Origin of the sequence: Arthrobacter sp. ISL-28 (assembly GCF_018613875.1) — a bacterium.
GTDB lineage: Bacteria > Actinomycetota > Actinomycetes > Actinomycetales > Micrococcaceae > Arthrobacter.
The window spans coordinates 1-25,718 of sequence record NZ_JAGGPJ010000029.1 but is presented as its reverse complement, the minus strand read 5'-3'; the positions used below and the strand labels follow the sequence as shown (position 1 = coordinate 25,718).

21 protein-coding genes and 1 pseudogene are annotated in these 25,718 nt (G+C 64.8%); 18 read left to right on the top strand and 4 right to left on the bottom strand.

The window, feature by feature from the left end; all coding sequences use genetic code 11:
• Positions 1-69 precede the first annotated feature (69 nt).
• The 3 genes from J7E80_RS18960 to pdxA all read right to left on the bottom strand — a co-directional run bounded on the left by J7E80_RS18960 (position 70) and on the right by pdxA (position 4,639).
• Positions 70-864: a glycoside hydrolase family 16 protein gene (locus tag J7E80_RS18960; RefSeq protein WP_215053783.1), complete on the bottom strand. Its 795-nt coding sequence runs from the start codon at positions 862-864 to the stop codon at positions 70-72.
• 538 nt (positions 865-1,402) lie between these two features.
• A complete protein-coding gene (locus tag J7E80_RS18955) occupies positions 1,403-2,197 on the bottom strand; it encodes a DeoR/GlpR family DNA-binding transcription regulator (protein ID WP_215053782.1) in 795 nt (264 codons plus the stop codon).
• Positions 2,198-2,275: 78 nt separating this feature from the next.
• Positions 2,276-4,639 (bottom strand): 4-hydroxythreonine-4-phosphate dehydrogenase PdxA, encoded by a 2,364-nt coding sequence (pdxA, locus tag J7E80_RS18950; RefSeq protein WP_215053781.1) that lies wholly within the window; start codon positions 4,637-4,639, stop codon positions 2,276-2,278.
• Between the two features lie 191 nt (positions 4,640-4,830).
• Here pdxA and J7E80_RS18945 point away from each other — a divergent pair, with 191 nt between their 5' ends.
• The 9 genes from J7E80_RS18945 to J7E80_RS18905 all read left to right on the top strand — a co-directional run bounded on the left by J7E80_RS18945 (position 4,831) and on the right by J7E80_RS18905 (position 13,911).
• Complete coding sequence (locus tag J7E80_RS18945; RefSeq protein WP_215053780.1) at positions 4,831-6,405, top strand: ABC transporter substrate-binding protein; 1,575 nt, start codon at positions 4,831-4,833, stop codon at positions 6,403-6,405.
• Between the two features lie 3 nt (positions 6,406-6,408).
• Positions 6,409-7,344, top strand: a complete 936-nt coding sequence (locus J7E80_RS18940; RefSeq protein WP_215053779.1) for an ABC transporter permease — start codon at positions 6,409-6,411, stop codon at positions 7,342-7,344.
• Positions 7,341-8,270, top strand: a complete 930-nt coding sequence (locus J7E80_RS18935) for an ABC transporter permease (protein ID WP_215053778.1) — start codon at positions 7,341-7,343, stop codon at positions 8,268-8,270. Before J7E80_RS18940 ends, J7E80_RS18935 begins: the two co-directional genes overlap by 4 nt.
• Position 8,271: 1 nt before the next feature.
• Positions 8,272-9,213, top strand: coding sequence for an ABC transporter ATP-binding protein (locus J7E80_RS18930; protein WP_215053777.1), 942 nt, complete (start codon positions 8,272-8,274; stop codon positions 9,211-9,213).
• Positions 9,206-10,039, top strand: coding sequence for an ATP-binding cassette domain-containing protein (locus tag J7E80_RS18925; RefSeq protein WP_215053776.1), 834 nt, complete (start codon positions 9,206-9,208; stop codon positions 10,037-10,039). The genes J7E80_RS18930 and J7E80_RS18925 overlap by 8 nt, the downstream gene beginning before the upstream one ends.
• A 60-nt stretch (positions 10,040-10,099) precedes the next feature.
• Positions 10,100-11,089 carry an aldo/keto reductase gene (locus J7E80_RS18920; RefSeq protein ID WP_215053775.1) on the top strand — a complete coding sequence of 330 codons (990 nt, stop codon included), beginning with the start codon at positions 10,100-10,102 and terminating at the stop codon, positions 11,087-11,089.
• Between the two features lie 91 nt (positions 11,090-11,180).
• Positions 11,181-11,972, top strand: a complete 792-nt coding sequence (locus J7E80_RS18915; protein ID WP_215053774.1) for an HpcH/HpaI aldolase/citrate lyase family protein — start codon at positions 11,181-11,183, stop codon at positions 11,970-11,972.
• 3 nt (positions 11,973-11,975) lie between these two features.
• A complete protein-coding gene (locus tag J7E80_RS18910) occupies positions 11,976-13,241 on the top strand; it encodes an exo-alpha-sialidase (RefSeq protein ID WP_215053773.1) in 1,266 nt (421 codons plus the stop codon).
• A complete protein-coding gene (locus J7E80_RS18905) occupies positions 13,231-13,911 on the top strand; it encodes an SDR family NAD(P)-dependent oxidoreductase (RefSeq protein ID WP_215053772.1) in 681 nt (226 codons plus the stop codon). Before J7E80_RS18910 ends, J7E80_RS18905 begins: the two co-directional genes overlap by 11 nt.
• 143 nt (positions 13,912-14,054) lie before the next feature.
• On the opposite strand, the gene J7E80_RS18900 is transcribed toward J7E80_RS18905, so the two are convergent.
• Positions 14,055-15,041, bottom strand: a complete 987-nt coding sequence (locus J7E80_RS18900; RefSeq protein ID WP_311380891.1) for a LacI family DNA-binding transcriptional regulator — start codon at positions 15,039-15,041, stop codon at positions 14,055-14,057.
• 424 nt (positions 15,042-15,465) lie between these two features.
• Here J7E80_RS18900 and J7E80_RS18895 point away from each other — a divergent pair, with 424 nt between their 5' ends.
• The 9 genes and pseudogenes from J7E80_RS18895 to J7E80_RS18855 form a co-directional block, all read left to right on the top strand.
• Complete coding sequence (locus J7E80_RS18895) at positions 15,466-16,557, top strand: substrate-binding domain-containing protein (protein WP_215053770.1); 1,092 nt, start codon at positions 15,466-15,468, stop codon at positions 16,555-16,557.
• Positions 16,558-16,627: 70 nt separating this feature from the next.
• Positions 16,628-18,202 (top strand): sugar ABC transporter ATP-binding protein, encoded by a 1,575-nt coding sequence (locus J7E80_RS18890; protein ID WP_215053769.1) that lies wholly within the window; start codon positions 16,628-16,630, stop codon positions 18,200-18,202.
• A 36-nt stretch (positions 18,203-18,238) separates the two neighbouring features.
• A complete protein-coding gene (locus tag J7E80_RS18885) occupies positions 18,239-19,297 on the top strand; it encodes an ABC transporter permease (protein ID WP_215053768.1) in 1,059 nt (352 codons plus the stop codon).
• 46 nt (positions 19,298-19,343) lie between these two features.
• Complete coding sequence (locus tag J7E80_RS18880) at positions 19,344-20,294, top strand: aldo/keto reductase (protein WP_215053767.1); 951 nt, start codon at positions 19,344-19,346, stop codon at positions 20,292-20,294.
• 42 nt (positions 20,295-20,336) lie between these two features.
• Positions 20,337-21,989 carry a GMC family oxidoreductase gene (locus tag J7E80_RS18875; protein WP_215053766.1) on the top strand — a complete coding sequence of 551 codons (1,653 nt, stop codon included), beginning with the start codon at positions 20,337-20,339 and terminating at the stop codon, positions 21,987-21,989.
• A 38-nt stretch (positions 21,990-22,027) separates the two neighbouring features.
• Positions 22,028-22,741, top strand: coding sequence for a gluconate 2-dehydrogenase subunit 3 family protein (locus J7E80_RS18870; protein ID WP_215053765.1), 714 nt, complete (start codon positions 22,028-22,030; stop codon positions 22,739-22,741).
• Between the two features lie 152 nt (positions 22,742-22,893).
• On the top strand, positions 22,894-23,886 hold the full coding sequence (locus J7E80_RS18865; RefSeq protein WP_215053861.1) for a LacI family DNA-binding transcriptional regulator: 993 nt from the start codon (positions 22,894-22,896) through the stop codon (positions 23,884-23,886).
• Positions 23,887-24,069: 183 nt separating this feature from the next.
• Entirely contained in the window at positions 24,070-25,161 is a 1,092-nt protein-coding gene (locus tag J7E80_RS18860) for a nitrilase-related carbon-nitrogen hydrolase (protein ID WP_215053764.1), read from the top strand.
• A 195-nt stretch (positions 25,162-25,356) separates the two neighbouring features.
• Positions 25,357-25,718: pseudogene (locus J7E80_RS18855) on the top strand (ribulokinase); the annotation flags it as partial.

Here is a 25,718-nt window from a genome sequence, read left to right as displayed (position 1 = left end):
TGCGTAGCCGGGCGGCCGGCTTTTCGGTCCGTCTCTGTCCCGCTGGCGTACCGGGGGGATAGGCCCTGGTCATCGGTATACGCGGACCCAGTCGACCTGCATCCAACTTGGTTTGGTGGGTTTTCCGGTGGGGACCCAGTCGAGTTGGAGGGTCTGGTGCATTCCGACCCTCGGTAGGTGTGCCGGGTCGGTGTCGGTGAACCACACGGCGCCATCGATGTATCCGGTGATCCCGGCCGAGTTCCACTGCACGGCGTAGTTGTGCCATTTGGTGGTGTCGATTTTGCGTGCCGCCTGGGACTGGTAGCGGCCTGGTCCGGGGCAGGCGTAGTGCAGGAAGAACTTGATCAGGGTGGTGTCCGCGAGTGATTCGGCATAGTCGACTTCAGCACAGTTCGAGGAGGTGTTGTCGTTGGGCCACAGAAGCAGGACGGGGTGGTATTTCGGGTCCCGCACACTGGTTCTCATCCGCACTTCCCATCGGCCATATTTTTGCCGGGCGAATCTTGCCGACATCCCGCCCGTGGTGCCGTAAGCATCCCCACTAACAGTGGCCACCCCCTTGCCCACTTTCCACGCCTTCGGGCTGCGGACCCCTTTGCCCGCGTGGCCGGGGCCGTCGTAGACCTTCCACTTTCGGGGGTCGGGCGCCCCGGTATAGGAAAACTCGTCACCCGCCACGACCGGCCCCCATCCTCGCAGGACTGCGGCCTGGAGGCCATTGGGGGCCGCGGTCACGGCGAGTTCCGAGGGTAGCGCCGGAATCTGCGGGCGTTCGGTTGTGCGTCCGGTGAGGTTTCCTACGGCCAGGGTCAACACTGCTGCGGCAATGGCTGCCGCGTGCAGTTTTCGCTTCAACAGCATGAGCTCTCCTCTGCCCTGTATTTTCCTCCTCCGTCCGGATGTTGTCACCGGAAGGTGGGACCGGAGCCGTGCTCAGCAACCTCAAAAAACTCCTGCACGGAGTGAGTTCATGGGCCTTGAGGTTCATGGGTTAGTCGCCGGGGATGAGGCCTGCGGGGGAAGAACAGTTGTTGTGGGATAAGTTGTCGGGGCGTGCGCGGTTGACGCTCCTGGCCGACCCAGGGGCAAGGTCCCCGGCGTGGTGATCAGGGAGGTTGTGGCTGCCGGTGGGCTTGTGATCGGCGCCTCCTGTGTCGGGGTCGAACGGACCGTGGAGGTGTTCGGGCTACCGGACAGCTACCGGACATTTATCGAGCGCCTGGCTCTTGGGATTCCGGGACTGCACAGTTCCGTCAGGGCCGTTCAGTCTGTTCCCGGCACCTGCCCAGAGCTTTCGGGTCGGCTGGTCGCCTCAGCAGGATGGCTTTCGACGGAGGGCCCATGGGATATGTCGAGTAACGACTAGCCGGTGTGCAAAAGAATGGTTGGCGAAGCTGCATCAAGGTGAGGTTCCAGTGCCGTGACGTGGAGTCTCTGCAACCTCAACCGCCACTCCGGCATCCCGGAACTTCTGCACCTCCGCCGGATCGGCGCCGTCGTCCGTCACCAGAGTCCAAGGGAGCGCCAACCGTACCCACGCATGGAATGGCCGCTGGCCAAGCTTGGACGAGTCCGCCAGTACATAGACGCTATTGCCACGGCGGGCCATGAGCTCCTTGAGCCGGGTTTGGGCGTGGTCGGCCTCGCAGATGCCGTTTTCCGCGGTGACGGCGTCGGCGCCGAGGAATACGCTGTCGAAGCTCATCCGCTCGAGCGCCGCCTCGGCCAGAGGTCCCAGGAAACTCTGGCTGACGTTCCGGAGGCGGCCACCCAGGCAGTCCACGTCGATGCCCTCCGAATCGGCCAGCTCCTGCATGGTGTTGATGCCGGGGGTGGTGACGGACAGCTTCCCGAAGCCCCGCAGCTCGTGGGCCAATGCACCAACTGTGGAGCCGGCGTCGAGCAGGATGTTCTCGCCGGGTCGGATTATCGAAGCGGCCCAACGGGCAATGGCGTGCTTCTGCTCAAAGGCCTCGCCGGTGCGCTGCCGCAATGACGCTTCAGGATGCGCACCCAAGGCCATGGCGCCCCCGTAGGTACGGGCCAGTCTGCCTTGCGCGTTCAGGAGTGCGAGGTCACGGCGGATGGTAGAGGCAGTGACCTCGAACCGGGCGGAGAGTTCCTCCACGGAGGCCAGGCCGGTGGTGACGGCGAGGTGGTAGATCTCCTCGCGTCGAGCATTTGCCGACAGCATTCCCGGCCTCCTTCCCGTGGCAGTGGTAACCATGCTAGTTCCCGCCCCCGGTAACTCCCCGCAGCACCACCCGCACGCCTACACGGCCACGCCGGGCCGGGTGGCCATCTCCGCCGCCTGGTGCAGCGCCTCCACCATGCTGCGGGAATCCGCGATTGCTTTCCCTGCAATGTCAAAAGCGGTGCCATGGTCCACGGATGTGCGGATCACCGGCAGCCCCACTGTGATGTTCACGCCGGCCTCGATGCCCAGCACCTTCACCGGGCCGTGCCCCTGGTCGTGGTACATGGCCACCACCAGGTCGTAATCTCCCCGGCCAGCCAGGAAGAACAACGTGTCCGCCGGCAGCGGGCCGGTGGCGTCGATGCCATCAGCCTGCGCTGCCTTCACGCCTGGCTCGATCTTCTCGGCTTCCTCGCCCTGGCCAAACAGCCCGTTTTCGCCGGCGTGCGGGTTGATGGCGCAGACACCGATCTTCGGGTTCGGGATGCCCGCGCGGACCAGGGCCTCGTGGCCGCGGCGGATCGTGCGCTCCACGAGGTCAGGATTGATCTTGCGGATGGCGTCCACCAGTCCGATGTGCGTGGTCACGTGGATTACTCGGATCTTGGGGGTGGAGAGCATCATTGACACTTCCTCCGTGCCTGTCAGCTGCGCCAGCAGCTCGGTGTGCCCGGGGAAGATGTGCCCGGCGGCGTGCAGGGCCTCCTTGTTCAGCGGCGCCGTGCAGATGGCCTGCACCGTCCCGGCCATCGCCAGCTCGCTGGCCACCCGGATGTACTCGTAGGCCGCGTGCCCGGCCACGGGGGAGAGTCGCCCCCATGGTAAGTCCTCCGGCAGCAGCGCCAGATCGATCACGTTCACCCGACCCGGCGTGAACACAGCGTCCTCCACCGAATCGATAGCCTGGATGTCCGCCTCGATGCCCAGGATGTCCGCAGCTTGGCGGAGGCGCAGCGCGTCTCCGATCACCACGGGCCGGCATTCGGCGTTGCTCTGCGGATCCAGCACGGCGGCCACCACCACCTCTGGCCCCACTCCGGCGCCATCGCCCATGGTGACGGCCACGATGGGAAGGGCGTTCTGCTTGGTCCTGCTTGTTGCGGCGGTTGTCATCTTTGCTCCAGATCTTTCGGAAGTCTTGCTGGGAAGGGTGCTGGCGGGAGCGTGGGCGGATTGCCCGCGGCGCTCCCGGATTATGTCGTAAAGCTGTACAAGGGCGAGGTCATCGCCGAAGCTGCCGGGCTTGGTGCCCACCAGCGTTCCGTCGTCGGCGCGGCTAAGCACCGCCCCGTGCTGCACGGCCGTGAGTGGCACCAGTATGTGGAGGCCCACGGCGTCCAGGACTTCCCGGGCCGTCTCGCCGCCGGTAAGGATTAGGTCTGCGCCCGATCCCTTTGCCATCTGGGCTGCGAACTGCGACAGTGCGTGGACGAAGCTGGCGGCGCGTGCCGGATCCACTTGGCCTGCCAGCAGGGAGACGGCCACGTTGGTCCCCGAGACCAGCGCCTGCCGGGCTTCTGCGAGTCGCTGGGCATACGTTCCGGAGGCGCCGATGTGCTGAGGGTCGAGCGGGATCATGGTGAAGCCGTGCGCTTCCAGCTGGGCTAGCTGAGCCTGTGCGGTTCCGGAAGCGGAGCCGACGACGGCGAGCACGGGTTTCGTGGTTCCCTCCGGTTCCGAGCTGGCTGCTTCAGCCTGTGCCCCATTTTGCGCGTTTCGCGCAAGTTGTGCAGCTAGTCGCTGCGCAAGGACGTCCGCGATTCCGCCGCTTCCCACCAGCACTATGCGGCGGCCCCCGGCGGTGAAGCCGAGCTCCAGCAGGGCTTCCACCACGTGTTCCAGGTCCTGGACGGTTTCACCGTCAGCCACCATCAGTGCCGGCTGATGGGATGTGAGCTGCCTGTCCAGCTGTGCCGGCAGCGAGCCGGACCGCACCTCGGTGAGATCCAGGGTCTGCACTGAGGCAGGGTCCTCCGGACGGAGGAGGGAAGGAATGTCAGCCGGCGGCCCCGACAGTTCGGCCTGCCACAAGTCTGTTTGCATCAGGGGAGTCCCGGCAACGAATGGCTTACCGCTCTGGACCGAACGCCGCAACTGGGGGAGTGCCCCGGCAACAACGGCATGGAAGCCCAATCCAGTCAGAGCCGCTATCTCGGCGCGGACGTTACCTCGCCACAGCGAGTCGATCTTCTTGAACGCCACCTGCGCACCCGAACCTGCCGGACTGGAGAACGCTTCAACCACCAGCGCTTCGGCGGCGGATTCAGGAAGTCCACGGGAGTGGGTGTCAGCGACGACAACGTCGGTGACGCGCTCCCGGAAGGAGCCATCGCCGTCTGTTCCCAGCAGGACCTCCGCAGACAGACCCCGCTGCTCAAAGCAGCAGCCAACTTCAGCGGCACCGGAGAAATCGTCGGCTTGCACAAACACGAAAGCCACATTGCTCCTTTCCAGGTCATGGTCGGCTGGGACCCCCGCCGAGTGCGGGGATGCTTTTCATTATCATGACATGGTTGCGCGAATCGCGCTAGAAGGGTTGCGCAATTCACGCAGGAGTGACAAAGTGATGGAAACAACATCGGCGCAGCCACCCGGCCGGACGCCGTCCCCGTTCTACCGAGAGGTCAACGATGACCGTTCTTCCTCAAGGAAGTGAGATTTCCCGTCGCCGCCTGCTGCAGTTCGGCGCAGCGGCCGGGTTTCTGCTGGGCACAGGTAGCCTCGCCGGCTGCGCTGGCCCCACCGGGCTGCCAGGACCCAGCACCCTGACTCTGGCCCTTAACCGGTCACTGGTCAGCCTGGACAACAAACTCAACCAGTTCGACGCCGCCGTCACCGTCCAGCGCGCGGTCCGGCAGGGCCTCACCGCCATCGGCCCCGAGACCAAGCCCGTGCTGGTCCTCGCCGAACGCTTCGAAATGACAGGCCCCGCCGAGTGGACCGTCCGGCTCCGCGAAGGCATCCGCTACTCGGACGGCAGCCCAGTGCAGGTGGAGGACGTTGCCACCGCCCTGAAGATGTACCAGCAGGTGCAGGGCTCCTTCGTGGCCGGCTTCTTCCCGGAATTCCCGGCCGTGGTTCCCGTGGATGACCGCACCTTCAAGATGGTGTCCAAAAAGCCCATCCCCATCCTGGACTCGCTCATGAGCATGATCCTGATTACCCCTGCCGCGCAGAACAAGCCGGAGGAACTGCAGGAAGGCCTCGGCACTGGCCCATACGTGGTCACCAAGTTCAACCGGGGCGCAGGTACCTACAGCCTGGCGCGCAACGAGAACTACTGGGGCCCTGCACCCGAGGTGGACAACGTGGAAGTCCGGTTCCTCCCCGAAGAGTCCAGCCGCGTCATAGCCCTGCGCAGCGGCGAGGTTGACGTCATCGACTCCATCACGCCCGACTCCCGTGAGCAGCTCGCCGGACTTCCCGGCGTCGAACTCCAAGAGGCTTCCAGCCTCCGGCTGAACCAGATCTTCTTCAACTTCCGCAAGCCCGCCGGTCACCCGCTGGCCGACCCGCGCGTCCGCCAGGCACTCAGCATGGCGATCGACGGCGAGGCGCTGGTGCGGGACGTCCTGGTGGACTCCGTCACCCAGGCTGCAGGCGTGACGCCGTCCAGCCTCACCGGCTACCACAAGACCGGCACGTACACCTATGATCCGGAAAAGGCGAAGGCCACCCTGGCGGAGTTGGGCGTCAAGGACCTCACGCTGAAGATCATTTGGGAAACGGGCGAGTTCGCCAGCGACACCTCCGTGATGGAGGCCCTGGTGGAAATGTTCGGCGCCATCGGCGTGAAGGCGGAGCTGCAGCAGTTCGAACCCGGCGGCAACATCCTGGCTTGGCGCCAGGGCAAGCAAGGCGACTGGGACCTGCTGGGCAACGGCTACCCCAGCCCCACCGGCCTGGCCATCACCATGCTGCAAGGCATGTATGCAGGCACGTCGGAGAAGGAAAAGACCCGGGACACTTACCAGGGCTACGTGATCCCCGAAGTCACCGCCAAGATCCAGGCCGCCTCCGCCGAAGCGGATCCGGCCCGGCGGCGGAAACTGCTGGAAGAAGCTCAGCAGGCTGTCTGGGACACGTGGCCCTGCGCCTGGGCGTTCGTGCCCAAGTCCGTCCTCGCCCACCGGGAGCGGGTGTCCAACATCAATCTGGCACCCACCAACTCCTACCCACTCGTTGATGTCCGGCTGGAGGCCTAAGCCATGACGAACTACATCCTCAAGCGCCTGGGACAGGGCCTACTCACAGTGTTCCTCACGGTGTCCACCGTGTTCATCCTGATCCGCATGGCACCTGGAGACCCGGCCGTCTCCTACGCCGGACCGCTGGCCACCTCCGAGCAGCTCGCCAAAGTGCGCGAACAGTTCGGCCTGGACCGGCCGGTGCTGGAGCAGTACTGGATCTTCCTGCAGCAGCTGCTCAGCGGCAACCTCGGAACGTCCTACTCCTTTCAGGCCCCTGCCATGCAGGTGGTTGCCGAACGGATGCCCTACACGCTCACGCTCGCCACCGCCGCGATCCTGCTGACCGCCGTCGTGGCCATCCCGCTGGGTGTTTGGATGTCCCGCCGGCCGGACACCGGCCGCGAACTCGGCGTGAACGTGCTGACCATCGCCGGGCAGTCCATGCCGGACTTCTGGACCGGCATCATGCTCCTCACCGGTTTCGCCATCCTCATCCCCATCTTCCCGGCCTCCGGGTTCGCCACTTGGGGCGGGCTGGTACTGCCCACCATCACGATCGCTATCTTGCAGATCGCCCTGATATCCCGGATGGTCCGGCGGGAAATGACCGCCAACTTCGCGGCCCCGTTCCTCACGGTGGCCCGCTCCCGCGGCGTCCGGAACTCGGTGCTCACCTGGCGTTATGCCATGGGCAACTCCGCCATCCCGGTGTTCACCGCCCTCGGGACCCGCTTCGCCGCCATGCTCAACGGCGTGGTCGTCGTCGAAGTGGTGTTCGCCTGGCCCGGAGTCGGCTCGCTGATTGTGCGGGCCCTTGAAACCCGCGACTATCCCCTCATCCAGGCAACGGTCCTCCTCACCGCGCTGCTGGCGGTGGCTGTCCAGCTACTCATCGACCTCGCCTACCCGCTACTTGACCCCCGCGTTCGTCTTGGAAAGGCGGCAACAGCATGAGCCTCAGCGACACCGCAACGCCTACCGCCGCCGGGCTGCCCGCCCGCCAGCCCAGCCCCAGCGCCGTCACCAAGGCGGACATCGCCAAGGCAGGTGCCACCCGCCGTCGGAACGCCGCCAAGTGGAAGCTCATCGTGGGCACCGTCTGCACCCTGCTGGTCATCATCCCCATTCTGCTGGCCCAGGTACTTCCCCTGCCGGACGCCAACTTCCAGGACCTCGCCGCCCGGCGCCTGCCGCCGTTCACCGACGGCCACCTGTTCGGCACGGACCAGCTGGGCCGCGACCTCCTATCCCGCGTGCTGCACGGCGGCCAGGTCTCCCTGACCATCGGCCTGCTCGCAGTACTGGTCTCCGGCGCCATCGGCATTATCCTCGGGGCGGCAGCTGGCTACTTCGGCGGCTGGGTGGACACGATCGTCTCGCGCCTCCTCGAGGCGCAGATGTCCCTGCCGCTGCTGATGATGCTGCTGCTGGTGGTGGCCCTGTTCGGCCCCTCCATCCCGGTGATCACCTTCGTGATCGCCATCGCCCAATGGCCGGAAGTGGCGAGGCTGACCCGCTCCATGGTGCTGGTGGAACGCGAAAAACCCTACGTCTCCGCCGCCAGGATCCTCGGCCTGCACCGGATCCAGATCCTCATCCAGCACATCATCCCGAACGTGATCAAGCAGGCGACGCTGGTGGTCCTGCTCCTGCTGGCCCAGGCCGTGCTGCTCGAAAGCGCGCTCAGCTTCCTCGGTGCCGGCCCGCAGCGCCCCTTCGCCACCTGGGGCCGCATCATCTCCGACGGCCAGGACTACATCACCACCTCCTGGTGGATGGTCACCCTGCCCGGCCTCGTGATCGTGCTCATGGTGGTGGGCGTAAACCTGCTGGGCGATGGCCTCCGCGACCGTCCCCGCCGCAAGAAGAAGGGTGCCTGACATGACCGCACTACCCCAAACCAAGCCTCAGGAACAGCCGTTCCTCGAGGTCCGCGACTTCCAGGTGGAACTGATCACCGACGCCGGCATCATCCGGGCCGTTGACTCCGTCAGCTTCAGCATCCATCGCGGTGAGACGGTCACCATCATCGGCGAGTCCGGTTCCGGCAAATCGACGACGGCGATGGGCATCCTCCGCCTTCTGCCCGAGGACCTGGCAGTGCTTTCCGGCACCGTGCTGATCGACGGCGTCGACGTCACCGCCGACCCCAAGGCCATCGACAAGGTGCGCGGCAAGACGCTGGCGCTGATCCCGCAGGATCCGATGACGGCGCTGAGCCCGGTCCACTCGGTCGGCAGCCAGCTCTTCGAGGCCATCCGCATTGCCGGTGCCGCCTCTGCCAAGGATAAGGGTGCCCTGCAGGCCCGGGCCGTCCGACTCCTGGAGCAGGTGCACATCCCAACCCCGGAAAAGCAGCTGAAGAAGTACCCGCACCAGCTTTCCGGCGGCATGCTGCAGCGCGTGCTGATTGCCATCGCCCTGGCCAGCGAGCCGCAGCTGCTGGTGGCCGACGAGCCGACATCGGCCCTGGACGTCACTGTCCAGGGCGGCATCCTGGACCTGCTCCTGGAACTGCAGGAGCAGCGCGGCATCGGCATCCTGATGATCACCCACGACCTGGGCGTGGCCCGGCTCATCTCGGACCGCATCCACGTGATGAAGGACGGCTCGTTCGTGGAGTCCGGCGAGGTCCAGCAGATCGTGGACCACCCCGCCACCGAATACACCCGGAACCTCCTGGCCGCCGTGCCCGTCCTCGGACCGTGGGACGAAACACCTGCTGCCGCCCCGGCTGCTGCCCGCGGCTCGCACGCCTACCCGGCCACCGCTGACCCGGCCACCGATTCCGCCCTCACCCAGACCGGAGCAAGCCATGACTAAGCCGTTCCTCGCCGTCGAAAACCTCGTGGTGGACTACCACGTTCCCGGCGGCACCTTCCGCGCCGTGGACGACGTCTCGTTCTCCGTGGACAAGGGCAAGACGATCGCCGTCGTGGGCGAATCCGGCTGCGGCAAGTCCACGGTGGCCAAGGCACTCATGCGGCTGGTTACCCCCACCAGCGGGAGCATCGAGCTGGACGGGACCGACATCGCTGGCATGAGCGAGGCGAAGCTGCGGCCGCTCCGTTCCAAGTTCCAGATGGTGTTCCAGGACCCGTACGGCTCACTGGACCCACACATGACCGCGCAGGAGATCGTAGCCGAGCCGCTGAAGCTGCAGGGCGTCCGCTCCAAAGCGGAACGGCACAAGGCTGCCGCCGAGCTGATCGACCAGGTGGGCTTGCCCGTCCGGTCCCTGGACAAGCACCCGTCCGAGTTCTCGGGTGGCCAGCGCCAGCGCATCGGGATTGCCCGGGCGCTCGCGTCCAAGCCCGAACTGCTGGTCTGTGACGAGGCCACCAGCGCCCTGGACGTGTCCGTGCAGGCGCAGGTGCTGCGGCTGCTGAAGTCCATCCAGGATGAAACTGGAATCACGTACGTGTTCATCTCGCACAACCTTGGCGTGGTGCAGGAAATCAGCGATAGCGTCATGGTGATGCAGCGCGGCAAGCTGGTGGAACACGGCTCCACCGCGTCCGTCCTGACCGCCCCCAAGGAGGACTACACGCGCAAACTCCGCCGCGCGGCCCTGGACCCCTCCACTATGCAGGGCCTCAAGCCCCGGCACCTTGTCCGCTCTCTGGCGCTCGCCAACCAGCCAGGCTAGGCCCAGCCACGTTAGAGGCACCCGCCCCTTACTAACACAACAACGACGAGGAATTAACGCATGAGCAAGCAGCCCGACGGCGCCCACGTGGACGGCCTGAAACTCCCCATCTCCCGGCTTGTCCTGGGAACCATGACGTTCGGCGACACAGTCGACGAGGCCACCGCGGGGCGGATGGTGGAGGAAGCGCTCGACGCTGGCATCACCACCATCGACACCGCCAACGCCTACGCGGGGGGCACCACCGAGGAGATGCTTTCCCGCCTCCTGAAGGAGCGTCGCCACGACGTCATCCTCGCCTCCAAGGCCGGAATGCCGCACCCGGACCACGGCCAAAACTCCCCGCTGTCCGCCGCCGGGCTGCGTAACAGCGTGGAAGGAAGCCTTCGTCGGCTCGGAGTGGACAGCATCGACCTGTTCTACCTGCACCAGCCGGACCGCGCCACGCCACTGCATGAGACGCTGCGCACCGTGACCGAGCTCGCCGCAGAAGGGAAGATCGGCGCCCTGGGCGTCTCCAACTTCGCCGCCTGGCAGATCGCCGACGTCATCCATGTGGCGCGTGAAGTGGGGGCGCCGCAGCCCGTCGTCGCACAGCAGCTGTACAACCTGGTGGCTCGCCGGCTGGAAGAGGAGTACCTCGAGTTTGCCGCCACCCACAACGTCCACACCATGGTCTACAACCCGCTGGGCGGCGGGCTGCTCACCGGCAAGCACAGCTTCGACGCCAAGCCCACCGAGGGCCGCTACGGCGACTCCAAACTCGCAGCGATGTACACGCAGCGGTACTGGGACCGACAGCTGTTCGACGCCATCGAGGAGCTTTCCCGGATCGCGCAGGACGCCGGCATGACGCTGGCCGAAATGTCACTCCGCTGGCTCGCCTACCGTGACGGCGTGGGGTCCATGCTGCTGGGCGGGTCCAAGGTGGAACAGCTTCGTTCCAACATCGCCGCCGTGGCCAACGGGCCGCTGCCGGCCGACGTCGTGGAAGCCTGCGACGCCGTCGGTGCCGGGCTCCGCGGCCCCATGCCCGCTTACAACCGCTGACGCTTCCCGGAAAGCCTCCTCGAACATCGGCCAAAGAACACCCGGCCCACGCCGTCCATCCGAACAGCAGAACTGAAGGTAGAAGATCCGCATGACATCCGAACTGGCCCTCGAATTCGCCCGCAAGATCCGTGCCCGGGAGGAGGCTGTCGGCTACTGGACGGTGCTGGACGCGCCCGTGGCCACCGAACGCATCAGCCGGCTCGGCTATGACTATGTGGCCCTGGACGCCCAGCACGGACTGCTCGGCTACTCGGGCGTGCTGAACGGGCTGATGGCCGTCGATGCCGGGCACACCGCCGTCGGCATGGTCCGGGTGGAGGACAACAACCTCACCGCCATCGGCAAGGCCCTCGACGCCGGCGCAGTCGGGGTCATCGTGCCCCTCATCAACACAGCAGCGGACGCGGCCGCCGCAGTTGCCGCCGCCAAGTACCCACCCATGGGCGGCCGCTCCTATGGACCCATGCGCTCGGCCTTGCGCATCGGGCCGAAGCCTGCCGACGCCAACGCCGCCACGCTGGTGTTCGCCATGATCGAGACGCCGGACGGGCTGGCCAACGTCAAGGAGATCTGCGCGACGCCCGGCCTTGACGGCATCTACGTGGGACCGTCGGACCTATCCATCGCCGTCGGCGGTGCGTTCCCGGCTGACCCCGCCGTTGAAGCCGAGTTCAACGCCGCGCTCGAAAGCATCGCCGAAGCGGCCGCGTCCGCCGGCATCGCCGCCGGCATCCACACGCCTGCAGGGACAGTGGCCGCGCAACGGCTAAGCCAGGGCTATACCTTCGCCACCGTCGCTTCCGATCTGACCCATCTGGAACAGATCGCGAAATCCCACCTCGACGCTGCCCACCTCGACGCCGCACCCACCAAGGACTGAACCATGCAGAACACCGCCACCGACGCCTACAGCATCATCACCCCGGACGGGGTCGTCAAGAGGGCGGACGGCGCCGACTTCGCCTACCTGCCCGCCCCCACTGTGCAGAGCCACGCCGCGAACCTCCTCACCCTGCCGGACGGCAGGCTGGGCTGCGTATGGTTCGGCGGGACCCAGGAAGGAGTGCCGGACATCTCCATTTGGTTCTCCACCCTGGAGTCGGGCAGCAGCCAGTGGTCCGAAGCCCGGCAGCTCTCCGACGACTCCGCCCGCTCCGAGCAAAATCCCATCCTGTTTACCGCTCCCGATGGAGCACTGTGGCTTCTGTATACCGCGCAGAAGGCGGGTAACCAGGACACCGCCGAGGTCCGCCGTCGTATTTCCCCGGACAGCGGCCGCACCTGGGGAGAGGTAGAAACGCTGTTCCCCGCGAACGGAACGGGCGGCGTGTTCGTCCGTCAACTTCCGGTGGTGCTGCCGTCCGGCCGCCTGATTGTGCCGATCTTCCGCTGCATCACCACCCCGGGCGAAAAGTGGGTGGGCAACAGCGACGACAGCGCCGTGATGATTTCCGATGACGGCGGCGCGACCTGGACCGAAACCGTCCTGCCGGGCAGCCTGGGCTGCGTCCACATGAACATCCAGCCGCTGGCCGACGGGTCACTGCTGGCCCTGTTCCGCAGCCGCTGGGCCGACTCAATCTACGAATCCCGCTCCACCGACGACGGCACCACCTGGAGCGAGCCCGTTCCCACCGAGCTGCCCAACAACAACTCCTCCATCCAGTTCACCGCGCTCTCCGACGGACGACTGGCCCTTGTCTATAACCACAGCCGGGCAGAGGAAAAAACCGAGCGCCGGCTGTCCCTTTACGACGAAATTGACGACGACGGCCTGGCCGAGGAGCAGGGCCAGCTCGCCGAGCCCGCTCTCGGCGGTGCGGCGTCCGACGGCGACAGGCGCCGCGCCTTCTGGGGAACGCCGCGCTCTCCCATGACGCTGGCTATCTCCGAGGATTCGGGACGTTCTTGGCCGATCCGCCGGAACCTGGATGTGGGGGATGGCTACTGCCTTTCCAACAACTCCCGGGACGGGCTCAACCGCGAGTACTCCTACCCGTCCATCCACCAGGGCCCCGACGGTTCCCTGAACATTGCCTACACCTACTTCCGGCAGGCCATCAAGTTCGTCCGGGTTGACCCCCAGTGGGCCTACGACGGCACCGAGACCCCGGGAGAAGCCGAAGCGAGCCGCGCCAATGCCGGCTGAGCAGCGCGCGGTAGTAACAGGGTGCAGCTCGGGAATCGGCAACGCCATCACTCGCAGGCTGCTGGCCGACGGATGGGCCGTGACCGGGCTGAGCAGGAGCGAAACGTCCCTGGACGGAAAGTTCGAGTGGCTGCGCGCCGACCTCGCCGACCCCCGATCCCTGGCAGACTCGGTGGCGGGACTCGACCCCGTCAATGCGCTGGTCCACGCTGCAGGGTTCCAGCGGACGGCGGCACTAGGTGACCTTGACCCTTCCGCGCTTGAGGGCATGTTCGCCGTTCACGTGGGTGCCGCCAGTGTGCTGGCCAACGCCCTGGTGCCCTCCATGCCCGACGGCGGCCGCGTGGTGCTGCTGGGCAGCCGCACCTCCACGGGGTCGCCGGGCAAGAGCCAGTACGCCGCAACCAAAGCCGCGTTGATGGGGTTGGGACGGACCTGGGCTCAGGAACTCGCGCCGCGAAGGATCACCGTCAATGTGCTGTCCCCGGGCCCGACGGACACCCCGATGCTGAACGACCCGGGGCGGGCTGCTACCCCTGTCCGGATGCCGGCCCTTGGCGCCCTGGTTGATCCTGAGGACGTCGCTGCGCTCGCCGCATTCCTTCTCGGGGCCCAGGGCAAATCCATCACCGGCCAAAACTACGTCATCTGCGGAGGGGCGTCGCTCTGACCGTTGATGCCGTAGGTGCAGGGTGTGTCCCAACATGACTTGTTTCGAGTTGGGCGAGTGGCTCTGTGGCGGCTTCTTGGTCGCTCGTTGCTCATGACAGTTCATGGCAGCTGTCATGAGCAACTGCATGATTTGGCCTGGTTCTAGCGCCGCGGCCCGGGGGCGGTGCTTTGGCGGAGGACGAGTTGAGTGGGAACGAGGGTGATGCCGGGTTCGGTGGTGTTGGTGCGGATTTGCTGGAGGACGTTGTCGACGCATTTGTTGCCGATATCGGTGTAGTTCTGGTGGACCGTGGTGAGCGGGGGTGTGTAGGAGGAGGCTTCCGGGACGTCGTCGAAGCCAACGAGGCTGATGTCTTCAGGGACGGATTTTCCCTTTTCTCGGAAGGCACGGAGCACGCCCAGGGCCATGTGGTCGTTGGCGGCGAAGACGGCGGTGCAGCCGGCCTCGTCGGCGAGCCGGAGACCGGCGGCGTAGCCTGAGTCGGCGGACCAGTCGCCCCGGATCACGGGCGGGACGGTCCTGCCGTTGCCGGTGAGGGTGGCCCGCCAGGCGGCGGCGCGGCGTTCACTGGCGAAGGATTCTTCGGGGCCGGCGACATGCCAGACGGTGTGGTGGCCCAGGTCCAGGAGGTGCTGGACTGCCTTGTGGGCGCCGTCGGCCTGGTCGGCGTCCACCACGCTGTACCGCTGGCCCGCATCGGAGTCGACGACGACGACCTTGACCCCAGGGGGAATGGTGACGGCGGCGGCGTCGAGGAGGTGGATTTCCATGATGGCGATGACGGCGTCGACGGCGAGTTCGCCCATGCGGGAGAACGCACCCTGGATGCCGGCTTGGGTGCGGGCGGTGACCGGGATGAGTGTGATGGCGAAGTCCTGCCGCGCGGCATGCAGGGCGATGGCCTCCAGGGTGCGCATGTTGCCGATCGAGGAGAGGGAGAAGGTGATGACGCCAATGGTCCGGAAGCTGCCGCGCTTCAGCGCCCGGGCGGCACTGTTGGGCCGGTATCCCAACTCGTTCATCGCAGCCACAACCTGATCCCTGGTACTTCCCCGGACGTCGGGGCTCCCGTTTGTAACGCGGGACACAGTCTGGGTCGAGACTCCTGCCAGCACCGCGACGTCCACTATCGATACACGGTTGATGGTTGTCTCAGCAGCGCTGGTGACAGCGTTTTTCGTTCCGGCGTCCTTGGGGAATCGGCCGCTTGACGTCGTTTCAGGTCGCCCGGGTTGCTCCCACAACCGATTCTGGCCAATCAGATCTGAGCACATGTGTCCTGCCTTGGTGCCGGTGCCGTTTCGACGGCATGCGCGAGAAGAAGGTTTCCTCCGAGTTAGCGATAATTCAGCAGGCTTACTATGTCGCCGAGGTTAGGCGCTGTCGGATAGTTCCCTTTATTCTCGGCTTTTGAGAGATGAAACGCCAGCATGAATCCAATCTTCAACATATTTTCATCAGGGTCTTGATAGTGCGCTAACTCAGCCTGTAACGTTGTTGCTCAGTGAGCCCCACAGGTGGGGCGGAAACGAACACAAGGGAGTGTTTTTCATGCAGAGAACTACAACTGGAATCGGTCGGAACAGAAGGCGCGCCACAGCGGCCCTGTGCGCCTCGATCCTGACGGTCGCCGCGCTCGGGGTGGCTGGCTGCAAGGGTGGCGCTGCCGCGGACGACGCGGGGGAGAAGGCAACCGGCAAAGGGCTGGTCATCGGCTGGAGCCAGCGCGGCATCAGCGGCAGTGACTGGTGGAAGACTCTCGTCGAGGGTGGCCAGGCCGAGGCAAGCAAGGTCGGGGCTCGCCTCGAGTTGCTTGATGCCAATGGTGACACTGTGCGGCAGAACGCTGACGTGCAGACCCTCATCACGAAGGGCGTGGACGTCGTCGTCATGAACCCGAACGATCCAATCGGCGTCGGCCCCTCGGTTCAGGCGCTGAAGGATGCGGGCATCCCGGTCGTCACCGTCAACTCAAGCGTGGACAAGTCTCTGGTTCCCGACATGTTCTGCTATGTCGCAGAGGATCAGGAGCACACCGGTTCGCTTGCGGGCGAGGTGGCTGCACAGCGGGCACTTGAGAAGTACGGGAACAAGGGGAAGATCAAGATCGTCGGCATCGGAGGCTTTCCGGGAGATGTGCTGAGCGACCTTCGGTTCAATGGCTTTATGGCGGGCTGGAACAGTGTCATGCAGAAGCACCCCGGCGTCACCACTGTGAAGCTCGATACCAAGTACGGGGAGTGGAAACCAGACAAGGCTCTGGCTCCGATCCGTGACGTCGCGACCGCCAATCCCGACCTCAAGGTCGTCTACAGCATGAGCGACGTCATGCATGGTGGCATTGTCCAGGGCCTGCAGCAGGCCGGCCTCTGGGGCGACGGGATCATCATGGCCAGCTACGACGGCGGCATGGGAGCTATCAAGGAAATGGTGGATAACCCGAAGGGCCCACTCCAGGCCGATGCATCCAACCAGCCGTGGGATCAGGGAGCTGCCGCAGTGCGCATGGCAATCGCGGCCTTCAAGGGCGACCAGACTCAGTGCCCGGACAAGACGAACTACATCGACACGACGGTGGTCACGCCCGCCGAAGCGGTCAAGTACTACGTCCCCGAAGACACGTACGTCCGCGCCAAAGACTAAGACCCGCCGGCCATGACGAGCAGTCTGCAGCCGGCCCGCTCAGCCCGAAAGTCCTAGTTAAGGAACAGCTATGCTCGCCAACAACCCGGCACCCGTGGCGTCAGCCCCCGGGACCGCAGAGGAATCCCTCTCAAATGCCCCAGAGCTCGAACTCGACGGCATCACCAAATCCTACCCTGGCGTGAAGGCGCTCAAGGGCGTCAGCTTCAGCGTCGGCCGCGGATCGATCCATGCGCTGGCCGGGCAGAACGGGGCCGGCAAGTCCACCCTCGTCAAGATCCTTTCCGGGGCCGAATCCCCGGACTCCGGAAGCATTCGCCTGGGAGGCGATGTCCAGCGTTTCCGCGATCCGATGGATGCCCAGCGGGCCGGAATCCACACCATCTATCAAGAGCTCTCACTCGTGCCGTCCCTGTCCGTGGCCGAGAACATCTTCTTGGGCCAGTTGCCACTGCGCAGCGGTGCCGTGGACTGGCAGCGGATGCAGGCTGAGGCACGCACCGCCCTGGACAGGGTGGGGTTTGACTTGGACGTGCGCCGTCCCGTCGGCAGCTATTCCACTGCAGAGCAGCAGGCGGTGGAACTGGCAAAGGCGCTGCACAAGGACGCCCGGGTCCTTCTGCTCGACGAGCCCACATCGACGTTGCCGATGCCCGATGTCGAACGGCTCTTCACCGTCCTCCGGTCCCTGTCCGAGCAAGGCGTGACGCTCCTGTACATCTCCCACCGCATGGATGAGCTCTTCTCGCTCTGTGATGCGGTAACCGTGCTGCGCGACGGCGTGAACGCCGCGGATTTGAAGACGGCAGATTCAACTCCGGCTAACGTCGTAACGGCGATGGTCGGGAAGAGCCTCGAAGGGTCCATTGCCGACGCGGCACTGCGCGGAGAACGCTCGCCGCGCCTCGGCCCCGGCCCTCGCGAAAACGTCATCCTCTCCACCCGCGACCTCTCCGAGCAGGGATACGTGGACGAGGTGTCGTTCGAACTGCGCGAGGGCGAGGTACTCGGCCTCTCCGGGCTCATCGGCAGCGGCCAGTCCGAACTCGCAGGCCTCATAGCGGGAGCGCGGAAGCGCACATCCGGAGAGATAAGCGTCGACGGGCAGACGGTGGAATTCCGTGCGCCACGAGACGCGATCAGCCGCGGCATCGGCCTGCTGCCGCAGGACCGGAAGGCCGCAGGCTTCATCCCTGACATGGGTGTTGCCGGCAACATCACCTTGGCCAGTCTGCCGCAGTTCAGCCGGCTGAGCGTGATCCAGTCGCGGCTGGAGCGCAGCACCGCCGCCGAGATGGTCGACCGCCTCGGCATGAAGGTCTCCGGGGTGACCCAGCCCCTGAAGACTTTGAGCGGCGGGACCCAGCAGAAGGCCATCCTGGCCCGGTGGCTAGTCCGCCAGTCACGCATCCTCGTGTGCGACGAACCGACCCGTGGAGTGGACGTCGGGGCGAAGGAAGACATGTATGAGCTCATCCGCGAGTTCGCGCAGGCCGGAGGAACGGTCGTGGTGGCGAGCTCGGAGATCACGGAGGCGATGATGTGCGACCGCGTCCTCGTGATGGCACGCGGCCGTGTCGTCGCAGAACTCGATCACGACGACATCGACCCCTCCGGCAACGCCATCCTCGAACGATTCGCCTGACGCCCCTCCACCAAATTTCTATCCAGGAGAACAACCATGTCCCGGACCCTGTCGCCTCTGCCCCAGCGCAGTGGCACCATGTCCCCATCCATCAGCATAGGCTCGCGTCTGCGGGGCAGCGCCCTCCGCGCCCTGCCGAAGAGTTACCTTATCCTCGTGCTCCTCGCGATCATCGCTGTGGGCTATTACGTCTCCGACGACTTCCTGACGTTCCGCAACGCTGAAAACGTGATCACAGCCGCCTCGATTGTCGTCGTCCTAGCGATCGGCCAATACTTCGTCATCCTGACGGGCGGCATCGACCTCTCCGTAGGGTCAATCCTGGCCATGTCTACAGTACTTACGGCACTGACTTTGCAGGCCGGAATGCCCGCTGGCGCGTCGGTCGGGTTCGTGCTTGCCTGCTGTGCTGTCGCGGGACTGATCAACGGCGTCCTCGTCGTTTGGTTGAACATCCCCCCGTTCATCGCGACGCTCGCCATGATGAGCGCCGTGAAGGGCTTTAGCTACATCATCCAGTCGACCAGCCTGATCGAGATCCGCGATCAGGGGTTCATCCAGGCCTTCTCCCGCGGCAGCTTCCTTGGCATCCGCAACCCTGTCCTGATCTTCATCATCGTTGCGGTGGTCGCGGCGCTCGTGGCCAAATACACGACGTTCGGCCGCTCGCTCTATGCGATCGGCGGCAACCCAGAGGCCTCGCGGCTTTCGGGTCTGCCGGTCGCACGGAACCTGATCGTTACGTACACCATTTCCGGCGTGCTCGCGGGCCTGGCAGGCCTTGTCGCCGCGGCACAGCTGCGGCAGGGAAGCTCGCTGATCGGCGTAGGTTACGAACTCGACGCTATCGCAGCCGTCGTTGTGGGCGGCGCCTCCCTCATGGGCGGCAAAGGCGATCCGCTGAACGCGGTGATCGGCGTATTCATCCTGACGACCATCATCAACATCATGAACCTCGTCGGCATCTCCTCCGAGCCGCAGCTGGTGATCAAGGGCGCAGTGATCATCCTCGCCGTCTTCCTCTCCAGCGCAGGCGGCGTCCAGAGGATTTCAGGATTCTTCTCCAAACAGTTCCGGCGCACACAAGCCCCTTAACCGGATACCCATCGTCAACCCATTCAGCATCAGAAAGCAGGAAATCATGTCCATTCGTCCCTTCGGTCGCACCGATCTGACCGTCTCCGATATCTGTGTCGGCACGAGTGCACTCGGGAGCTTTCCCGCCCAGTACGGCTACGAAGTCGAAGAGGACACCGCCGTCGCCACGATCCACCGTGTCTTTGACGGGCCCTTCACCTTCATCGACACGTCCAATGAGTACGGCGGGGGTGCCAGTGAAGAACGGATTGGCCGGGCGATCGCCGAGCGCGGCGGCATCCCCGAGGGATACGTCGTCGCCACGAAGGCCGACCCGGTTCCCGGCAGCACCGACTTCTCAGGGGACCGCGTCCGCCGGTCCGTCGAGGAAAGCTTGGGACGCCTCGGCCTTGACCAGCTCCAGCTCGTCTACCTGCATGACCCGGAGAAGATCTCGTTCGAGGAGGGAGTGGCCAAGGGAGGCCCGCTCGAAGCCCTCATCGATCTCCGGGACCAGGGCGTTATCCAGTACCTGGGCGTCGCCGGGGGCCCGATCGATCTGGAGCTGCAGTACCTTGCGACGGAGGCGTTCGACGCCGTTATCAGCCACAACCGCTACACCCTGGTTGAACAGACTGCCGAGCCGCTCCTGGAGGACGCGGCACGGCGGGGAGTCGCCTTCGTCAATGCCGCGCCGTTCGGCGGCGGAATGCTCGTCAAGGGACCGCGGGCCGTTCCCCGGTACTGCTACGCACCTGTGGACCAGGCGACGATCGATCGCGTCCTGCGCATGGAAGCGCTGTGCGAGCGGCACGGCGTCCCCCTCGCTGCAGCTGCCCTGCAGTTCTCGGTCCGCGATGAGCGCGTGGCGTCCACGATCGTTGGAATGTCCCGGCCGAGCCGAGTCGAAGAAACCGCCGGCCTGCTGAACCACGACATCCCGCAGGAACTCTGGGACAAGCTCCTGCCGCTTGCAAGCGCGGGCCGGAACGGCATCGAAGCCGTGACAGTCTGACCGCCGGGAGCGAAGCAGGAATTTACGAAAGGAAATGAAGCAATGACCAGGAAGAAGCAGCCTGAGCCGGTAGATGTCGTGATCGTCGGCGCAGGCGCCGGCGGGGCAACCGCAGCAAAGGTGCTGTCCGAGGCTGGACTGAAGGTGGTGGGCCTCGAGCGCGGGCCCTGGCTAAAGCCGGAACACGCCTCCGGAGACGAGCTTAAGTTCCTCAACCGGAACTTTATCTGGCAGGACCCGAAGGTAAAGCCGCGGACCTACCGCCCCACCGACAAGGTCGAGGCGGAAATCACCAACTTCTCCGCGACGCCCCAGGTCGTCGGGGGAGGCACCACCCACTGGGGCGGCATGGTGCCCCGCATGGCCGAAAGCGATTTCAAGCTACGCAGCCTCCATGGCGACGTTCCGGGCGCGAGCCTCGTCGATTGGCCAATCTCCTATGACGAGCTGGAGCCGTACTACACCCGCGTCGAGTGGGAGTTCGGCACGTCAGGCCTGGCAGGTGCGAACAAGTGGGAGGCGTGGCGAAGCCGCGGCTACCCAACCAAGCCGTCACCGCTAAGCCAGATCGGCCGGACCTTCGCCACCGCGATGTCCAAGCTCGGTCACGGCACGTTCCCCATGCCGCAGGGCATGGTGACCGAGCCCTACCGCGGCCGTCAGCCATTCAGTGAGAACGGCTTCTGGCAGCAGTACCCGGATCCGGGCAGCGGCAAGTCATCGACGCTCATCAGCTTCATTCCGGACGCGATTGCAACCGGGCGCTACGACCTCCGCCCCGACTCCTACGTCAGCGAGATACTCGTCGGCAAGGACGGCCGCGCCACCGGAGTCCGATACCAAGACGAGGACGGCGACGAGTTCGTCCAGCACGCGAAGGCCGTGATCGTCTGCGGCGGCGGCATCGAAACCCCGCGCCTGCTGCTCATGTCCAAGTCCGGGCTCTTCCCGGACGGCCTTGGCAACGGCAGCGGCATGGTCGGCAAGAACGCCACCTTCCACCAGTACTCATTCTCGGTCGGCCTGTTTGACCGTGAGGTGAGCGATCCGCTGTACGGGTGGGCGGGCCACTACATGAGCCTGTGTTCGTTCGACTTCTATGAGACGGACGAGAGCCGGGGCCACATCCTCGGGTCGCTCATCTTCCCCTCAATGATCGGCCACCCTGTGAACTGGAGCTTCCCCGGCCGGCCCACCTGGGGCCAGGCGGCGAAAGACGCCGACCGCGAGTTTTTCAACCACAGCATGAAGATCGGAGTCCTGCTACACGATCTGCCGGTTGAGGACAACCGCGTCGACCTCGACCCGAACGTCAAGGACGCGTGGGGCCTTCCGGTAGCCCGTATAACGCATACGCCCCACTCCAACGACTTCGCCCAGGAACGCTGGCAGGTCGCCAAAAACGGGGAAATCCTCGAGGCAGCAGGGGCGAAAAAGGTCATTCCAGTCAACATGGAACGGATCACAGGAAACACCTCGCACGAGCTGGGCACCGCGCGCATGGGCAACGACCCGGCAACCTCGGTCGTCGACCGCTGGTGCCGCTCCCATGAGGTACCAAACCTCTACGTCTTCGACGCAAGCTTTTTCCCGACCGCGACCGGCATCAACCCGGCCCTGACAATCATGGCGAACGCCTGGCGGTGCTCTGACCGTATCCTCCACGTTGACCGCCATGGCTGGTCCGAAAACTGATCCGCACTTCACACATCACACGAAAGGACAGATGTCACATGGGACAGGCGGAGTGGGCTACGGTGCCCATCTCAACACGGGACGTCGACGGCCCGATCTTCTTCACCGAGCACGAGTGGAATACGATCGAGGCGGCATCGGCCCGGATCATCCCCACCGACCACCACCCGGGCGCGCGCGAGGCCAAGGTCGTACGCTTCATTGACCGGATGCTCGCGGGAACACAGTTCATCTTCCCGGCGGCCGACGGCAATGGGTTCCTGCGGATGGAGGGGCGCGACGAGGCTGCGTGGCAGGAACGCATCAAGCAGCGCCGCGAGTTTTACCGCGAGGGCATCGTGGAGCTGGACCGCCTGGCGAAAGAGCGCGCTGACGTCGAGTTCCTCGAGCTTTCCGAAGAGGACCAGGACGCGGTGCTCGAGACGCTTTCGGGCGCTGCGAAGCCGAACACCTTCTCACTCGCGCACTCCGGGGTTGGGCTTGGGGGAGCCCCGGCAGGCAACCAACCGGTCAACGAGGACTTCCTGGAGTTCTTCCCGTTGCTCGTGCTCAACACCCGTCAGGGGTTTTACGGCGACCCTGTGTACGGCGGCAACGAGAACCGGATAGGTTGGGGCGTTATCGGCTTCGACGGACCTCCGTCCCTGGCGTCAACCATGGACGGCAGCTACACGACCCGCAAGTACATGGTGGAGGGAGCAGAGTGGCCGTACGATCAGCATCCCGAAGTCCTGCGGTACCGGCGCCCGTGACAACAACTGGCGCGCCGACCGGAGCCGTAATCCGGAGTCCGTCGAGGATAGCCGGGGATAATAGAGTGGTGTCCACGATCCCCGCGCCCTCAGAACCCCGAAACTCCAACGGGCGCGGAGAGCGGCTGGCCTCCAGGTCCAAGGCGCCGCGGATGTCGGACGTTGCCCGGCTCGCCGGGGTGTCCCAGCAGACGGTGTCACGGGTTGTCAGGGGAGCGTCCAATGTGGACCCGGATATCCGTCAACGGGTCGAGCACGCAATCGCACAACTGCGGTACCGGCGAAATCCCGCAGCTGCGGCCCTGGCCAGCAACCGAACCATGACGATCGGCGTCGTCAGCTTCGAACTGTCGGTCCTGGGACCAACCGTTGCCTTGTACGGTATTTCCGAGGAAGCGCGGCAACACGGCTACGCGACGCGATTAGTCACCCTGGCAAGCCTTCGACGGGACGACATCAGGGCTGCTTTCGAGTCCATCAATTCAGACACGGTCGACGGCGTGATCGTGCTCGCGCCCCTCCTGGATGCAATCACAGTCCTCGAGGGCCTCGACATCGGGGTTCCCGTGGTGACGTTCCAGCAAGGATCGCAGCCGAGCCCGACGAGCGTGTCCGTTGACGAAGTGAACGGCGCCCGGATGATGGTCCGCCACTTGCTAGACCTCGGGCACGAAACCGTGTGGCACGTACAAGGCCCCCCGGGGTGGATGGCAACATCGGCCCGGGTCCAGGGGTGGGCAGCGGAACTCGGTGCGGCTGGACGCTTCGTGCCGCCACCCTTGGCAACGTCCGATTGGTCCGCGGCGGAGGGATACCGCGTCGGCCGCGAACTCGCCGCACGGAAGGACGTCACGGCGGTCTTTGCCGCCAACGACCCCTTCGCGCTGGGAGTGATCAAGGCCCTGGACGAGGCCGGGCGCGACGTACCCGGCGATGTCAGCGTAGCGGGATTCGACGACGTCAAAGAAGCGCCGTTCTTCCGGCCGGCACTAACGACCGTAAAGCTTGATTTCGAAGCCATCGGTCACATCGCTGTTGGTCGCATCTTGGCAATGATCAAAGAGGAGGCTGAGGGAGATATCCCTTTGCTGGAACCGCGTCTGATACTCCGCGACACGACAGCTCCACCGCGGAGCAAGCGCTAGCAGTAGACAGCGCTTGCTAGCTACACCCATGGCTGGGGTGAAGTCCCTGGCTAATGGTCGCTAAGGGCTATAGGCCCATTTCCTGAATGCGAAGACCCAAAGGTCTTGCAATTCCCTACCTAAACGGAATACCGTGAGTTAGCGCTAACTCAGGTACTCGGAGAAGAGAAAAGAGAGAAAGCAATGGTCGATCCATTTGTCGTCGTGGCAGTTTCGCCGAGGACAATCAATGTGAAGAATCCCGGCGATGGCGTTGCCAACGTCAAGCGAATCAATGAATTCATTGACACAGCAGTCATGGTCGGGGCGTGGGAGGGCTCTCCGGTCAAGCTGGTTGTCCTGCCGGAGATGGCGATTCAAGGCATGATCGCCAACGTGCCGGGGAACCGCGAGAAGGAGCGCCACTTTGCCGTGACAATTCCTGGTCCGGAGACCGACGAGCTGGCGAAGAAGGCTGTGGAACTCAACACTTACATAGCCGCCGAGCTGTACATGGTGAAGGACGAGGACTTCCCGGACCGCCACTTCAATGTCGCCTTTATCATCGATCCCCAAGGCGAGATTATCTACAAGCGCTACAAGGCCACCAGTGATGCGTATGAAGGGGGAATGCTCGGCAATATGAATCCGCACGATGTGTGGGACGAGTGGATTGAAAAGAAGGGAAATGGCAATGCAATGGACGCCATTTTCCCGGTGGCAAAGACCGACATCGGCAATATCGGCATCGCAATCTGCCACGAAGGCGTCTACCCGGAAGTCGTGCGGGGACTGGCGATGAACGGTGCCGAGATCATCATTCGTCCGACGCTGATCGAGCCGGCCGTCCAGAACGGCATGTGGGAGCTGCAGAACCGTGCACACGCCATGTTCAATTCGGCGTACGTCGTTGCTCCGAACCTGGGGCCTGAGGTCCGCGACGATGGGGGAATGCAGGACCTGTTCGGCGGCCAGTCCATGATCGTCGGTCCGCGGGGGCAGATTCTCACCAAGCAGCAGGGATGGACATCGGGCGACTCGTTCGTCTGCACCACGATCGACATCGAGGCGCTCCGCCGGGCCCGAGTGTCGAACGGCCTGTATAACCAGTTCAAGGACCTGCGCACAGAGCAGTATCGGGTTATTTACGACAACCCGATCTACCCGAAGAACCAGTACCTGGATGCGCCCCCTAGTGAGGGTTGGTTGGCCCGGGAAGACTCGACGCGGGCCGCCAATATTGAAAGGCTCATCGAGCGCGGCGTGCTCACGCCGCCCTCGGGCTACAAGGTCTAGGTTGGGGGACTGGCCGGGGTGTCCGCCTAAGCGCACCCCGGCCAACTCCACTTCGTGGTTTTTTCTTCAAAGCCATGGCATGCCACGGAGTCGTCGGCGTCGCCAGGGTGGAGTCAGGACACTTGACGGCACTCTTGTTAGCGCTCACAATAATTTCAGCCCGCGACATGGTCGGGTGCTTTACTTGGAGGATTCATGGACGTCACAGCAGACGGCAGCGAAAATTACGTGATTGGGGTGGATTACGGCACTCTGTCAGGGCGGGCTGTGGTGGTCCGGGTCCGGGACGGGAAGGAACTTGGCAGTGGGGTGTTCGATTACCCGCATGCTGTGGTCACCGAAGCGCTTCCGGCGGATGTGGCGGGCGCGGCTGATGGAACGGTCATCGGACTTCCGGGGGATTGGGCGCTTCAGGTGCCGGATGATTACCGGGATGTGCTCCGGAACGCTGTGCCGGCGGCGATTGCGGATGCGGGGATTGATCCGTCTGCCGTCGTCGGGATCGCGACCGACTTCACGGCCTGCACGATGGTGCCGGTCAAGGCGGACGGCACCCC

Excerpts from the sequence above, each read along its gene's own strand:
- J7E80_RS18960 (WP_215053783.1), bottom strand. The coding sequence starts at position 864 with ATGCTGTTGAAGCGAAAACTGCACGCGGCAGCCATTGCCGCAGCAGTG.
- J7E80_RS18955 (WP_215053782.1), bottom strand. The coding sequence starts at position 2,197 with ATGCTGTCGGCAAATGCTCGACGCGAGGAGATCTACCACCTCGCCGTC.
- J7E80_RS18945 (WP_215053780.1), top strand. The coding sequence starts at position 4,831 with ATGACCGTTCTTCCTCAAGGAAGTGAGATTTCCCGTCGCCGCCTGCTG.
- J7E80_RS18940 (WP_215053779.1), top strand. The coding sequence starts at position 6,409 with ATGACGAACTACATCCTCAAGCGCCTGGGACAGGGCCTACTCACAGTG.
- J7E80_RS18935 (WP_215053778.1), top strand. The coding sequence starts at position 7,341 with ATGAGCCTCAGCGACACCGCAACGCCTACCGCCGCCGGGCTGCCCGCC.
- J7E80_RS18930 (WP_215053777.1), top strand. The coding sequence starts at position 8,272 with ATGACCGCACTACCCCAAACCAAGCCTCAGGAACAGCCGTTCCTCGAG.
- J7E80_RS18925 (WP_215053776.1), top strand. The coding sequence starts at position 9,206 with ATGACTAAGCCGTTCCTCGCCGTCGAAAACCTCGTGGTGGACTACCAC.
- J7E80_RS18920 (WP_215053775.1), top strand. The coding sequence starts at position 10,100 with ATGAGCAAGCAGCCCGACGGCGCCCACGTGGACGGCCTGAAACTCCCC.
- J7E80_RS18915 (WP_215053774.1), top strand. The coding sequence starts at position 11,181 with ATGACATCCGAACTGGCCCTCGAATTCGCCCGCAAGATCCGTGCCCGG.
- J7E80_RS18910 (WP_215053773.1), top strand. The coding sequence starts at position 11,976 with ATGCAGAACACCGCCACCGACGCCTACAGCATCATCACCCCGGACGGG.
- J7E80_RS18905 (WP_215053772.1), top strand. The coding sequence starts at position 13,231 with ATGCCGGCTGAGCAGCGCGCGGTAGTAACAGGGTGCAGCTCGGGAATC.
- J7E80_RS18895 (WP_215053770.1), top strand. The coding sequence starts at position 15,466 with ATGCAGAGAACTACAACTGGAATCGGTCGGAACAGAAGGCGCGCCACA.
- J7E80_RS18890 (WP_215053769.1), top strand. The coding sequence starts at position 16,628 with ATGCTCGCCAACAACCCGGCACCCGTGGCGTCAGCCCCCGGGACCGCA.
- J7E80_RS18885 (WP_215053768.1), top strand. The coding sequence starts at position 18,239 with ATGTCCCGGACCCTGTCGCCTCTGCCCCAGCGCAGTGGCACCATGTCC.
- J7E80_RS18880 (WP_215053767.1), top strand. The coding sequence starts at position 19,344 with ATGTCCATTCGTCCCTTCGGTCGCACCGATCTGACCGTCTCCGATATC.
- J7E80_RS18875 (WP_215053766.1), top strand. The coding sequence starts at position 20,337 with ATGACCAGGAAGAAGCAGCCTGAGCCGGTAGATGTCGTGATCGTCGGC.
- J7E80_RS18870 (WP_215053765.1), top strand. The coding sequence starts at position 22,028 with ATGGGACAGGCGGAGTGGGCTACGGTGCCCATCTCAACACGGGACGTC.
- J7E80_RS18865 (WP_215053861.1), top strand. The coding sequence starts at position 22,894 with ATGTCGGACGTTGCCCGGCTCGCCGGGGTGTCCCAGCAGACGGTGTCA.
- J7E80_RS18860 (WP_215053764.1), top strand. The coding sequence starts at position 24,070 with ATGGTCGATCCATTTGTCGTCGTGGCAGTTTCGCCGAGGACAATCAAT.